This is a genomic window from Mycobacterium ostraviense (assembly GCF_002705925.1).
GTDB classification, from domain to species: domain Bacteria; phylum Actinomycetota; class Actinomycetes; order Mycobacteriales; family Mycobacteriaceae; genus Mycobacterium; species Mycobacterium ostraviense.
In genome coordinates, this window is record NZ_NKRE01000001.1 from 4,542,931 (window position 1) to 4,556,423 (window position 13,493).

The 13,493-nt window shown below is 65.4% G+C and carries 10 protein-coding genes, 1 tRNA gene and 1 pseudogene; 11 read left to right on the plus strand and 1 reads right to left on the minus strand.

The window, feature by feature from the left end; genetic code table 11:
• Positions 1–70: 70 nt before the first annotated feature.
• A tRNA-Arg gene (locus tag CDN38_RS21235) sits at positions 71–146 on the minus strand.
• Positions 147–270: 124 nt separating this feature from the next.
• Between CDN38_RS21235 and argS the strand changes: the two genes are divergently transcribed.
• The 11 genes and pseudogenes from argS (at position 271) to CDN38_RS21295 (ending at position 13,400) form a co-directional block, all read left to right on the plus strand.
• Complete coding sequence (gene argS, locus CDN38_RS21240; protein WP_075510470.1) at positions 271–1,923, plus strand: arginine--tRNA ligase; 1,653 nt, start codon at positions 271–273, stop codon at positions 1,921–1,923.
• 104 nt (positions 1,924–2,027) lie between these two features.
• The gene (gene lysA / locus CDN38_RS21245; protein WP_180276435.1) at positions 2,028–3,326 is read left to right on the plus strand and encodes a diaminopimelate decarboxylase; all 1,299 of its coding nucleotides are present in this window, start codon (positions 2,028–2,030) and stop codon (positions 3,324–3,326) included.
• A 3-nt stretch (positions 3,327–3,329) separates the two neighbouring features.
• Positions 3,330–4,655: a homoserine dehydrogenase gene (locus tag CDN38_RS21250; RefSeq protein ID WP_075510423.1), complete on the plus strand. Its 1,326-nt coding sequence runs from the start codon at positions 3,330–3,332 to the stop codon at positions 4,653–4,655.
• A complete protein-coding gene (thrC, locus tag CDN38_RS21255; protein ID WP_075510424.1) occupies positions 4,652–5,734 on the plus strand; it encodes a threonine synthase in 1,083 nt (360 codons plus the stop codon). Before CDN38_RS21250 ends, thrC begins: the two co-directional genes overlap by 4 nt.
• 166 nt (positions 5,735–5,900) lie before the next feature.
• Positions 5,901–6,848: a homoserine kinase gene (gene thrB / locus CDN38_RS21260; protein WP_075510471.1), complete on the plus strand. Its 948-nt coding sequence runs from the start codon at positions 5,901–5,903 to the stop codon at positions 6,846–6,848.
• 278 nt (positions 6,849–7,126) lie between these two features.
• Positions 7,127–8,965, plus strand: a complete 1,839-nt coding sequence (gene rho, locus CDN38_RS21270) for a transcription termination factor Rho (protein ID WP_075510425.1) — start codon at positions 7,127–7,129, stop codon at positions 8,963–8,965.
• 178 nt (positions 8,966–9,143) lie between these two features.
• Entirely contained in the window at positions 9,144–9,389 is a 246-nt protein-coding gene (gene rpmE, locus CDN38_RS21275; RefSeq protein WP_023366251.1) for a 50S ribosomal protein L31, read from the plus strand.
• A gap of 192 nt (positions 9,390–9,581) precedes the next feature.
• Complete coding sequence (gene prfA / locus CDN38_RS21280; protein WP_075510426.1) at positions 9,582–10,655, plus strand: peptide chain release factor 1; 1,074 nt, start codon at positions 9,582–9,584, stop codon at positions 10,653–10,655.
• Complete coding sequence (gene prmC / locus CDN38_RS21285; protein ID WP_075510427.1) at positions 10,652–11,500, plus strand: peptide chain release factor N(5)-glutamine methyltransferase; 849 nt, start codon at positions 10,652–10,654, stop codon at positions 11,498–11,500. The genes prfA and prmC overlap by 4 nt, the downstream gene beginning before the upstream one ends.
• Positions 11,497–12,156 carry an L-threonylcarbamoyladenylate synthase gene (locus CDN38_RS21290; RefSeq protein WP_075510428.1) on the plus strand — a complete coding sequence of 220 codons (660 nt, stop codon included), beginning with the start codon at positions 11,497–11,499 and terminating at the stop codon, positions 12,154–12,156. Before prmC ends, CDN38_RS21290 begins: the two co-directional genes overlap by 4 nt.
• Before the next feature lie 19 nt (positions 12,157–12,175).
• A pseudogene (locus CDN38_RS21295) lies at positions 12,176–13,400 on the plus strand (glycosyltransferase family 4 protein).
• Positions 13,401–13,493 lie beyond the last annotated feature (93 nt).

Below are 13,493 nucleotides of genomic sequence, written 5' to 3' on the forward strand. Positions count from 1 at the left end.
CCAATTTCGTTCGGAGCACGAAAACCTAGTTGCACGAATCTTGCACGGACTTGTATCTGCGCTGGTCAGATGGTGCCCCCGGCAGGATTCGAACCTGCGGCCTTCTGCTCCGGAGGCAGACGCTCTATCCCCTGAGCTACGGGGGCGCACCAACACCATGTTGCGCCATTGGGCATGAACAAGCTCCGCCAGATTAGCGCATTGCGGCGACTGCGCCGCCACCGCTATGGGTTCGAGCCCCGAGCAGCCCAGACCATAGGATGGACGTTCGTGACCCCCGCCGACCTGGCTGAGCTGCTCAAAGCTACCGCTGCCGCGGTGCTGGCCGAGCATGGCCTCGACACGTCTGCCTTGCCCCAGACGGTCCTCGTGGAGCGGCCACGCAATCCCGAACATGGCGACTACGCCAGCAACCTGGCGTTACAGCTGGCCAAGAAGGTTGGTGCCAACCCGCGCGAACTGGCCGGATGGCTCGCCGCGGCGCTGACAAAAGCTGACGGCATCGCCTCAGCAGAAGTCGCCGGGCCGGGATTCATCAACATGCGGCTCGAGACCTCGGCGCAGGCTCGGATCGTCACCAGCGTCATCGACGCCGGCGACCATTTCGGGCACTCCGATCTATTGGCCGGACAGAAAGTCAACCTGGAATTTGTCTCGGCCAACCCGACCGGGCCGATTCACATCGGCGGCACCCGCTGGGCAGCCGTCGGCGATGCGTTGGGCCGGCTGCTGTCGACGCAGGGTGCCGACGTGGTGCGCGAATACTACTTCAACGATCACGGCGCCCAGATCGACCGGTTCGCCAGCTCCTTGATCGCCGCCGCCAAGGGCGAGCCCACTCCGGCCGACGGCTACGCGGGCAGCTACATCACCGACATCGCCGCGCAGGTCATGCAGAAGGCGCCCGACGCGCTGAGCCTGCCCGAACCCGAGATGCGGGAAACCTTCCGCGAGATCGGCGTCGACCTGATGTTCGCCCATATCAAAGAGTCGTTACACGAGTTCGGCACCGACTTCGACGTCTACACCCACGAAGACTCGATGCACACCAGCGGCCGGGTTGACCAGGCCATTACGAGGCTTCGCGAAAGCGGCAACGTCTACCAGAAGGACGGCGCAACATGGCTGCGCACCAGTGCTTTTGGTGACGACAAGGACCGTGTGGTGATCAAGAGCGACGGGAAGCCGGCCTATATCGCCGGTGACCTCGCCTACTACCTGGACAAGCGGCAACGCGGTTTCGACCTGTGCATCTACATGCTCGGCGCCGACCATCACGGTTACATCGCCCGGCTCAAGGCAGCAGCGGCCGCATTCGGTGAGGATCCGGCGACCGTCGAAGTCCTTATCGGCCAACTGGTCAACCTGGTGCGCGACGGCCAGCCGGTCCGGATGAGCAAGCGGGCGGGCACCGTCATCACTCTCGACGACCTGGTCGATGCGCTCGGCGTGGATGCTGCGCGCTACAGCCTGATCCGCTCGTCGGTGGACACCGCCATCGACATCGACCTGGCGCTGTGGTCCTCGGCGTCGAACGAAAACCCGGTCTACTACGTCCAATACGCGCATGCCCGGCTGTCGGCTTTGGCGCGCAACGCCGCTGAGTTGGGCCTGATTCCCGACACCGCGCACCTGGAGCTGCTCAGCCACGACAAAGAGGGCAAGCTGCTGAGGACCATCGGCGAGTTCCCGCGGGTGCTCGAAACCGCGGCGACCCTGCGTGAACCCCATCGAGTGTGCCGCTACCTGGAGGACCTGGCCGGCGACTATCACCGCTTCTACGATTCCTGCCGGGTGTTGCCGCAAGGTGACGAGCAGTCCACCGACCTGCACACCGCGCGTCTGGCGCTGTGCCAGGCCACTCGCCAGGTCATTGCCAACGGGCTGGCAATACTCGGAGTCAGCGCCCCGGAGCGAATGTGACCGCTCATTCCGCCGGCGCCCGCCACGCCGAAGACAACCGACCAGCGCGCCCGCAGACGGCACAGGAGCTGCTGCGACTCGCCCCGAATGTGTGGCCGCGCAACATGGTTCGCGACCAATCGGGCGTAGCCTGCATTGCCGGGGTACCGCTGACCGACCTCGCTCAGGAATACGGGACTCCGCTGTTCGTCATCGACGAGGACGACTTCCGCTCCCGCTGCCAAGAGATTGCCGCGGCATTCGGCGGCGGGCACAACGTGAACTACGCCGCCAAGGCGTTCCTGTGCAGCGAAATCGCGCGCTGGGTCGACGAGGAAGGGCTCTCGCTCGATGTGGCCACCGGCGGGGAGCTGGCCGTCGCACTGCACGCGAATTTTCCACCAGAACGAATCACCCTGCACGGCAACAACAAATCTGTCGCCGAGTTGACCGCTGCGGTCAAAGCCGGTGTGGGCCACATCGTTTTGGATTCGATGATCGAAATCGAACGCCTTGATGCCATCGCGGCGCAGGCAGGCATCATTCAGGATGTCCTGGTGCGGGTCACCGTCGGCGTCGAGGCGCACACCCACGAATTCATCTCCACCGCACACGAAGACCAGAAGTTCGGCCTGTCGGTGGCCAGCGGAGCCGCGATGGCAGCGGTTCGACGGGTTTTCGCCGCCGACCACCTGCGACTGGTCGGTCTGCACAGCCACATCGGTTCGCAGATCTTCGATGTCGCCGGCTTCGAAATCGCCGCGCACCGCGTCATCGGTCTGCTGCGCGAGGTGGTCGGCGAATTCGGGGCCGTGAAGACGGCGCAGCTGTCGACCGTCGACCTTGGCGGTGGTTTGGGCATCTCCTATGTGCCCTCTGACGATCCGCCGCCGATCAGTGATCTGGCGGCCAAGCTGAGCGCGATCTTGAGCAACGAATCCGCGGCGGTGGGACTGCCCATGCCGAGGCTGGTGGTCGAGCCGGGACGTGCCATCGCCGGACCGGGCACCATCACGCTATACGAGGTCGGCACCGTCAAGGATGTCGACGTGAGCGCCACGGGGAACCGGCGCTACGTCAGCGTCGACGGCGGCATGAGCGACAACATTCGCACAGCGCTTTACGACGCGGAGTACGACGTCCGCCTGGTGTCGAGAACCAGCGACGCGCCGGCCGTGTCTGCTCGTCTCGTCGGAAAGCATTGTGAGAGCGGCGATATCATCGTCCGCGATACCTGGATGCCCGACGATGTAGGTCCCGGCGACCTGGTCGCGGTCGCCGCGACCGGCGCCTACTGCTATTCGTTGTCGAGCCGCTACAACCTGATCGGCCGTCCCGCCGTGGTAGCCGTACGACAAGGTAAGGCGCGCCTGGTACTGCGCCGGGAGACGGTCGACGATTTGCTGAGTCTGGAGGTGAGGTGACCTGTGCCGGGTGACGAAAAGCCGGTCGGCGTAGCAGTTCTCGGGCTGGGCAATGTTGGCAGCGAAGTGGTCCGCATCATTGAGGAGAGCGCTGACGATCTCGCTGCTCGAGTGGGCGCCCCCCTGGTACTGCGCGGTGTCGGTGTCCGCCGGGTGGCACCCGACCGTGGGGTACCGGTCGAGTTGCTGACCGACAACATCGAAGAACTCGTCTCGCGCGAGGACGTCGACATCGTCGTCGAAGTAATGGGACCGGTGGAACCGTCTCGCAAGGCAATCCTCGCCGCACTCGAGCACGGGAAATCCATCGTCACCGCGAACAAGGCCCTGTTATCCACGTCCACCGGTGAACTGGCCCAAGCCGCCGAAAGCGCGCATGTCGACCTCTATTTCGAGGCGGCCGTCGCCGGAGCCATCCCGGTGATTCGCCCGCTGACGCAGTCGCTTGCCGGTGACACGGTGCTGCGGGTGGCCGGCATCGTCAACGGCACCACCAACTACATCCTCTCGGCAATGGACAGTACCGGCGCCGACTACGAGAGCGCCCTGGCCGACGCGAGCGCGCTGGGCTATGCCGAAGCCGACCCCACTGCCGACGTCGAAGGCTACGACGCAGCGGCCAAAGCCGCGATCCTGGCATCCATCGCGTTCCACACCCGGGTGCACGCCGACGACGTCTATCGCGAAGGCATCACCAAGGTCACCCCGGCCGACTTCGAGACCGCCCACGCCCTCGGCTGCACCATCAAGCTGCTGTCCATCTGCGAACGGATCACCGATGATGATGGGCACCAAAGAGTCTCGGCCCGCGTTTATCCGGCTCTGGTACCGCTGACGCATCCGCTCGCCACCGTCAACGGCGCATTCAATGCCGTGGTAGTCGAAGCCGAGGCCGCGGGCCGGCTGATGTTCTACGGTCAGGGCGCCGGCGGCGCGCCCACCGCGTCGGCGGTGACCGGCGACCTGGTGATGGCGGCGCGCAACCGGGTGCTCGGCAGCCGTGGGCCGCGCGAATCCAAGTATGCCCAACTGCTCATTGCGCCAATGGGTTTGATCTCAACCCGTTATTACGTCAGCATGAACGTCGCCGACAAGCCAGGTGTATTGTCCTCGGTAGCAGCGGAATTCGCCAAACACGACGTGAGCATTGCCGAGGTGCGCCAGGAAGGCGTGTCAGACGAGGGCGGCAAACGAGTGGGGGCCCGCATTGTGGTCGTCACCCACCTGGCTACCGACGCCGCGCTTTCGGAAACGGTTGCGGCACTGGCGAATTTGGATGTCGTACAGGACGTGACGAGCGTGCTGCGCATGGAAGGAACCGGCCTGTGACCACTCCACGGATTGCCACCCACCAGCCCTGGCCGGGCGTGATCGCGGCCTATCGCGACCGGTTGCCGGTCGGCGACGACTGGACCCCAGTCACTCTTCTCGAGGGCGGTACCCCGCTGATCGCGGCGACCAGGCTCTCCGAACAGACCGGTTGCACGATTCATCTCAAGGTAGAGGGACTCAACCCCACCGGGTCGTTCAAGGACCGGGGCATGACGATGGCGGTCACCGATGCGCTGGCCCGCGGTCAGCAGGCCGTATTGTGCGCATCGACCGGAAACACCTCGGCATCGGCGGCGGCCTACGCTGCCCGCGCCGGCATCACCTGCGCGGTGCTGATACCGCAGGGCAAGATCGCGATGGGCAAGCTGGCTCAAGCGGTTATGCACGGCGCCAAGATCATTCAGATCGACGGCAACTTCGACGACTGCCTGGAGCTGGCCCGAAAGATGGCCGCCGATTTCCCGACGATCTCGTTGGTCAACTCGGTCAACCCGGTCCGCATCGAGGGCCAGAAAACGGCGGCTTTCGAGGTCGTCGACGCGCTGGGCGCCGCGCCCGACGTGCACGCGCTTCCGGTCGGCAATGCCGGCAACATCACCGCGTACTGGAAGGGGTACACCGAGTATCACCGCGAGGGAGTGATCGACAAGCTGCCCCGCATGCTCGGCACTCAGGCGGCCGGCGCAGCGCCGCTGGTGCTCGGCAAGCCGGTGAGCCACCCGGAGACCATCGCCACCGCCATTCGCATTGGTGCTCCGGCGTCGTGGACGCAAGCCGTCGAGGCACAGCAGCAATCGAACGGGCGCTTCCTGGCCGCGACCGACGAAGAGATCTTGGCCGCATATCACCTGGTTGCTCGCGCCGAAGGCGTCTTCGTCGAGCCCGCGTCCGCAGCCAGCGTCGCCGGTTTGCTCAAAGCCATTGACGACGGTTGGGTGGCCCGCGGGTCGACGGTGGTGTGCACGGTGACCGGCAATGGTTTGAAGGATCCTGACACGGCGCTCAAGGACATGCCGGTGGTGTCTCCGCTGCCGGTTGACCCGGTCGCCGTGGTCGAGCAGCTGGGTCTGGCCTAATGGCGATCGCAAGCGCGGCGCAGCCGGGCGCGGCGGGTCGCCATCGATCAGGCACCGTGGCGATCGCAAGCGCGGCGCAGCCGGGCGCGGCGGGTCGCCATCGATCAGGCACCGTGGCGATCGCAAGCGCGGCGCAGCCGGGCGCGGCGGGCCCGACGGAGGCCTGTTGGTGACCCAGTCACTGCCTGCCGGGCTGGCGGCGAGTGCCGTCGTGGCGGCATCCAGCGCCAACCTCGGCCCGGGATTCGACAGTATCGGTCTGGCACTGAGCCTCTATGACGAGATCGAGGTCCAAACAACGGATTCCGGCTTGGCGGTGATGGTCGAGGGGGAAGGTGCCGATCAGGTACCACTGGGTCCCGAGCACCTGGTGGCGCGCGCTATCCGGCACGGGTTGCGGGCCGTTGGCGCCCAAGCCGGGGGCCTGGTGGTTCGCTGCCGCAACGCCATCCCGCACTCCCGCGGTCTCGGCTCTTCCGCAGCAGCTGTCGTCGGCGGCCTCGCAATTGTCAATGGCCTTGTGGCACAGGTTGGTTCGAAGCCCTTAAGCGAGGCTCAACTGATCCAGCTTTCCTCGGAGTTCGAGGGTCATCCCGACAACGCTGCGGCCGCGGTGCTCGGAGGTGCGGTGGTCTCCTGGATCGACCGCACGGGTGATCGCCCCAACTACTCGGCCGTGCCGCTGCGTCTTCATCCCGATATCCATCTTTTTTCGGCGATTCCCGAGGAGCGGTCGTCCACCGCGGAGACTCGCGTGCTGCTTCCGGCTCAGGTCAGCCACGACGAGGCGCGTTTCAATATCAGCCGCGTCGCGTTGCTGGTGGTCGCCCTGACCCAACGTCCCGATTTACTGATGCCGGCCACGGAAGATGTGCTCCACCAACCCCAACGTGCGCAGGCGATGCCGGCATCGGCGGAATATTTGCGGCTGCTGCGGCGTCATAATGTTGCAGCGACGATCTCTGGGGCTGGTCCAGCACTCATCACGATGACGACGGAGCCGGAACTGCCCGCAGAAGCGGTGGAGTACGGCGCCGCACATGGATTCACCGTAACTGCGATGACTGCAGGGAACAGAGTTCGCTGGAGCGAGGGAGTCTCCACTATTGATTGATCCATAGCGCCACGCGAGCGTTTGCTTGCTTCCGGCCAGGAAGCGGGCTATCCTCGGAGCCGTCCAGCAATCGCAGCATCTGTATCTGCATACATACTGCCTTGCCGCTAGGACAACCACCAATTCTTCTCGTGGACGAGGTTCGCCTTATTCGCCGCCGATCCTGGCGATCACCGTTGCAGAGTCGATGATTGGGCGCACTCGGCGATTTGGCTGAATGCTCGGCCTAATGCAAGAACCCCCGTATGACGTGATCAGCGGGGGAAGAAAGGAAATCCGTGACTGATACGGACCTCATCACGGCTGGCGAAAGCCCCGGCGCCGATAAGCAGCCGGAATCCGTGACCAAAGACACTTCAGACGTCAATACCATGGCGCCGGGCGGCTCATTGTCCACCATGGTGTTGCCCGAGCTGCGTGCCCTGGCTAACCGAGCCGGTGTCAAGGGGACGTCGGGCATGCGTAAGAACGAACTGATCGCCGCAATTCAGGAGATCACTGGGCAGGCCAACGGTGCCTCGGCTGGCTCGACGTCATCCCAAGACTCCGACCGATCGGAGTCGACCGTGACCGCGAATGTCGTGGCTGCTGAAGAGGCCCCGGAAGAGGGCCGGAGCGACTCGGGTGAGACCCAGCGACGGGAACGGCGCAAGTCTTCACGTGAGGCGGGCACATCCGTCGCCGAATCGGGTGACGAAGCTGCTGCCGGCGAGGATGCGGCCACCACTGACGAGGACGCCAAGGGCCGGCAGGGCCAAGCAAGCGCCAAGGTCGACGAACGAGGAGACAAAACCGACGAGCGGGAAGAGTCGGGCGGCGAGCAGCAAGGCTTAGGTGGCCAGCAGGCCCGCGGCGAGGAGGACGGCGAAGGACGGCAGGGTCGCCGGGGCCGCCGGTTCCGCGACCGCAGGCGTCGTGGTGAACGGTCGGGTGAAGGCGCTGAAGCCGAGGTGCGTGAGGACGACGTCCTTCAGCCGGTAGCCGGCATCCTCGACGTGCTTGACAACTACGCATTCGTGCGCACGTCCGGCTACCTGGCCGGCCCGCATGACGTCTACGTATCGATGAACATGGTGCGCAAGAACGGGTTACGCCGTGGTGACGCGGTGACCGGTGCCGTCCGGGTCCCCCGAGAAGGAGAAGCGGGCGACAAAAATCCGCGGCAGAAGTTCAACCCCCTGGTGCGCCTGGACAGCGTCAACGGCGGGTCGGTCGAGGACGCCAAGAAGCGGCCCGATTTCAGCAAGCTGACGCCGTTGTACCCCAACCAGCGGCTACGCCTGGAAACCACGACCGAGCGGCTGACCACCCGGGTGATCGATCTGATCATGCCGATCGGCAAGGGCCAGCGCGCGTTGATCGTCTCGCCGCCCAAGGCCGGTAAGACCACCATCCTGCAGGACATCGCCAACGCCATCACCAGGAACAACCCGGAATGCCACCTCATGGTCGTGCTCGTCGACGAGCGGCCCGAGGAGGTCACCGACATGCAGCGATCGGTCAAGGGCGAAGTCATCGCCTCGACGTTCGACCGGCCGCCGTCGGATCACACCTCGGTCGCCGAGCTGGCGATCGAGCGTGCCAAGCGGCTCGTGGAACAGGGCAAAGACGTCGTGGTGCTGCTCGACTCGATCACCCGCCTGGGCCGTGCCTACAACAACGCCTCGCCCGCGTCGGGCCGGATCCTGTCTGGGGGCGTCGACTCCACCGCGCTGTACCCGCCCAAGCGCTTCCTGGGCGCGGCCCGCAACATCGAGGAGGGCGGCTCGCTCACCATCATCGCCACCGCGATGGTCGAGACCGGCTCCACCGGTGACACGGTCATCTTCGAGGAGTTCAAGGGCACCGGCAACGCCGAGCTCAAGCTGGACCGCAAGATCTCGGAGCGCCGAGTTTTCCCAGCTGTCGATGTGAACCCCTCGGGCACTCGCAAGGACGAGCTCTTGCTCTCGCCAGACGAGTTCGCCATCGTGCACAAGCTGCGCCGCGTGCTGTCGGGCCTGGACGCCCACCAAGCCATCGACCTGTTGATGTCGCAGCTGCGCAAGACGAAGAACAATTACGAATTCCTCGTCCAGGTTTCGAAGACCACACCGGGCAACATGGACAACGACTAGCCGGCTGATTTCGGCCGTCGCGGGGAATGCGCGGGCGCATCGCGGTGTTTGGGCTGATGGTAATTGAGCTGGCATAATCGTCGCTTGACCACCAGAACCACTTCAGGTTCTCGAGTTCGGCCTGACCAGCCACAACCGAACGCCGGGGGCACGAGCGGCAACGATCGAAGAGGACAGCATGAAATCTGACATTCATCCCGCCTACGAGGAGACCACCGTGGTGTGTGGATGCGGGAACACGTTTCAGACTCGCAGCACCAAGTTGGGCGGCCGCATCGTGGTTGAGGTTTGCTCGCAGTGCCACCCGTTCTACACTGGCAAGCAGAAGATCCTCGACAGCGGCGGCCGGGTTGCCCGCTTCGAAAGACGTTATGGCAAACGCAAGGTCGGGGCTGACAAGGACGAAGCCGCAGCCAAGAAGTAGCCGGATTACCGACGCCCGAACTGTGCAAGCCGGTGCACAGGCCGGGCGTCGGTTCGTGTTGCTGACTGGCCGGTTCTTCCCGCAAGCTCATGCGGGTACACGCCAGGTCCGGCAAAGCGGGAAGACTCCCCGCGAACTACCCGGCCCGCAATCGTCGCCGGGTGCACGGTGACAGCTGGCAGGAGGTGTGACATGACGCAACCGGTGCACACGATCGACGTCCTGCTGGCCGAGCACGCCGACCTCGAGCGTGCGCTCTCTGATCCGGAATTGCACAGCAACCCCGGTGCGGCGCGCAAGGCGGGACGCCGATTTGCGTTGCTTGCGCCGATCGTCGCCACTCACCGCAAACTGATAGCCGCCCGCGAAGACCTGGAAACCGCGCGCGAGTTGGCCGCCTCCGACGACTCGTTCGTAGCAGAGGCCGCCGAATTGGAGGCTCGGGTCGCCGAACTGGATGCCCAACTCACCGACATGCTGGCGCCGCGCGACCCGCATGATTCCGACGACATCGTGCTCGAAGTCAAATCCGGTGAGGGAGGCGAGGAGTCGGCGCTGTTCGCCGCCGACCTGGCCAGGATGTACATCCGCTACGCGGAGCGGCACGGCTGGACCGTGACCGTACTGGATGAGACCACCTCGGATCTGGGCGGTTACAAGGACGCCACGCTGGCAATCGCGAGCAAGGGTGATTCAGTCGACGGCGTGTGGTCGAGAATGAAGTTCGAGGGTGGAGTACACCGGGTACAACGGGTCCCGGTGACCGAATCCCAAGGGCGCGTACACACTTCGGCGGCCGGGGTGCTGGTCTACCCGGAACCCGAAGAAGTGGGCGAAGTCCAGATCGACGAGTCGGATTTGCGCATCGACGTCTACCGCTCCTCGGGCAAGGGCGGCCAAGGGGTCAACACCACCGACTCCGCGGTGCGGATCACCCACCTACCCACCGGAATCGTCGTCACCTGCCAAAACGAACGATCTCAGCTGCAGAACAAGACTCGTGCGTTGCAGGTGCTGGCCGCCCGGCTGCAGGCGATGGCCGAGGAGCAAGCGCTGGCCGACGCGTCTGCGGATCGGGCCAGCCAGATCCGCACGGTGGACCGCAGCGAACGCATTCGCACCTACAACTTCCCGGAGAACCGGATCACCGATCACCGAATAGGTTACAAGGCATACAATCTCGATCAGGTTCTGGACGGCGATCTGGATGCGCTGTTCGACGCACTGGCTGCCGCAGACAAGCAGGCTCGGTTACAGCAGTCATGACCTCGCTGCGCCACGCGATCGACTCGGCTGCGGCCCTACTGGCCGAAGCCGGGATCGACTCCGCGCGTTGGGATGCCGAGCAGTTGGCCGCTCATCTGACGGGCACCGAGCGCGGTTTGCTTGCCCTGCTCGACCATGCCCCCGGTGCTGAGTTCTTCGCGCAATACCACGACATCGTCGCCGCGCGGTCGCGGCGGGTGCCGCTGCAGCATCTCCTCGGGACGGTGTCGTTCGGCCCGGTGGAGCTGCGTGTCGGCCCGGGCGTGTTCATACCGCGTCCCGAGACCGAGGCGATGTTGGAGTGGGCCACCGCGCAACCGCTTCCGCGGCGAGCAGTCATCGTCGACCTGTGCACCGGTTCCGGCGCACTGGCGGTCGCACTGGGCCGGCACCGGCCGGCCGCGCGAATCATCGGTGTCGACGACTCCGCGGCGGCCTTGGAATACGCCCGCCGTAACACCGAGGGCAGCAACGTCGAACTGATCCGAGCCGACGTCACCACACCCGGCTTGCGGCCCGACCTCGACCGCCGGGTCGACCTGGTCATCGCCAACCCGCCCTATGTTCCGGACAATGCCACTGTGGAACCCGAAGTAGCCCAACATGATCCGCAGCACGCCGTGTTCGGCGGCCCGGACGGGATGGCGGTGATTACCCACGTCGTACGGCTGGCCGGACGCTGGCTGCGTCCCGGCGGCCTGTTGGCTGTCGAGCATGACGACACCACTTCCGGATTGACCGTCGAATTCATCAGCACTACAGGCCTTTTCGAGAGCATCGTGGCACGCAAAGACCTGGCCGGACGGCCCCGGTTCGTGACGGCCGGCAGGCGGGAAGCGTCATGACGCCCGCCGAGCTATTCAACTGTGCCGACCCCGGCCAGCGCTCCAACGGAATCAGCGCTGCGGTTGCGGCGCTCAAGGCGGGCCGGCTGGTTGTCATGCCGACGGACACGGTCTACGGAGTCGCCGCCGACGCCTTCGACCGCACCGCAGTCGACGCGCTGCTCGCGGCGAAAGGGCGTGGGCGCGATATGCCGGTGGGGGTACTGGTCGGCTCCTGGCACACGATCGAGGGACTGGTCTATTCGGTGCCGCCCGGGGCGCGCGAGCTGATTCGCGCATTCTGGCCCGGAGCGCTGAGCCTGGTCGTGGTGCAAGCACCATCGCTGCAGTGGGATCTCGGCGATGCGCGCGGCACCGTGATGCTGCGGATGCCGCTACACCCGGTCGCCATCGAATTGTTGCGTGAGGCGGGGCCGCTCGCGGTGTCCAGCGCCAACGTCTCGGGCCAACCGGCGGCGGTGGACGCCGACGACGCGCGCCGCCAGCTCGGCGACCGCGTCGACGTCTATCTCGACGGGGGGCCGTCCGCAAGACAGGCCGCCTCGACGATCGTCGACCTGACCGGAGCCTCCCCGCGCATTCTGCGGCCGGGCCCGGTGACCGCGGAACGGATCGCCGAAGTTCTCGGGGTGGACGTTGCGACGTTGAGCGCCTAGGACCGCCTGGGCCCGCTGGTTGTTCAGGTCTCGGGTCAAGTACGGTCTCGATGGTGTCCAGCGATGTGGCCAGCCTTGCCGGTGGTTTGCTCGCACTTTCTGTACGCAGCGCCGGTGTCCCGCTGCGTGAGCTCGCCCTGGTGGGACTGACCGCAGCGATCGTCACCTATTTCGCGACGGGGCCGGTTCGGGTGCTGGCGACCCGACTGGGCGCCGTCGCCTACCCGCGCGAGAGAGACGTGCACGTGACGCCGACCCCCAGGATGGGGGGACTGGCGATGTTCCTCGGCGTCGTCGCCGCCGTTTTCCTCGCTTCCCAGCTTCCCGCCCTTACCCGGGGGTTCGTCTATTCCACCGGCATGCCCGCAGTGCTCGTCGCAGGTGCTGTCATCATGGGGATCGGCCTGATCGACGACCGCTGGGGACTTGACGCGTTGACCAAGTTCGCCGGTCAGATCACCGCCGCCAGTGTGCTGGTCACCATGGGAGTGGCATGGAGTGTCCTCTACATCCCGCTGGGTGGCGTCGGAACCATCGTGCTGGACCAAGCGTCCTCGATCCTGCTCACGCTGGCGTTGACCGTGTCGATCGTCAACGCGATGAACTTTGTCGACGGCCTGGACGGGCTGGCGGCCGGGCTCGGCCTCATCACGGCGCTGGCCATCTGCATGTTCTCGGTGGGCCTGCTCCGCGACCACGGTGGTGACGTGCTGTTCTATCCGCCTGCGGTGATCTCGGTGGTGCTTGCCGGGGCATGCCTCGGCTTTCTGCCGCACAACTTTCACCGGGCCAAGATCTTCATGGGTGATTCCGGTTCCATGCTGATCGGGCTGATGCTGGCTGCCGCCTCCACCACCGCGGCCGGCCCGATCTCGCAGAACGCCTACGGCGCTCGCGACGTGTTTGCTCTGCTGTCACCGTTTCTGCTCGTGGTGGCCGTCATGTTCGTGCCGATGCTGGACCTGCTGCTGGCGATCGTTCGGCGTACCCGTGCGGGCCGCAGCGCGTTCAGTCCGGACAAGATGCACCTGCACCACCGCCTGCTGCAGATCGGTCATTCTCATCGCCGGGTGGTGCTGCTGATTTACCTATGGGTGGGCATCGTTGCGTTCGGCGCGGCGAGCACGATCTTCTTCGACCCACGCCACACCGCGGCGGTGATGCTGGGCGCGATCGTCATCGCCGGCATCGCGACGGCGATCCCGCTGTTGCGCCGCCGCGACGACTTCTACGACGATGAGTAGTAGTGCCGTTGACCTTGTGGTACGGTGCAGCTAGAACCCCGCAAAGAATCTCGCGGGCTGCCGGCCAACCGGCCTGTCGGATGCGTATCCGAC

Bases quoted from the DNA above. Each gene is read 5' to 3' on its own strand.
- CDN38_RS21290 (WP_075510428.1), top strand. From the start codon at position 11,497: ATGACGCCCGCCGAGCTATTCAACTGTGCCGACCCCGGCCAGCGCTCC.
- rpmE (WP_023366251.1), top strand. From the start codon at position 9,144: ATGAAATCTGACATTCATCCCGCCTACGAGGAGACCACCGTGGTGTGT.
- prmC (WP_075510427.1), top strand. From the start codon at position 10,652: ATGACCTCGCTGCGCCACGCGATCGACTCGGCTGCGGCCCTACTGGCC.
- lysA (WP_180276435.1), top strand. From the start codon at position 2,028: ATGGTTCGCGACCAATCGGGCGTAGCCTGCATTGCCGGGGTACCGCTG.
- prfA (WP_075510426.1), top strand. From the start codon at position 9,582: ATGACGCAACCGGTGCACACGATCGACGTCCTGCTGGCCGAGCACGCC.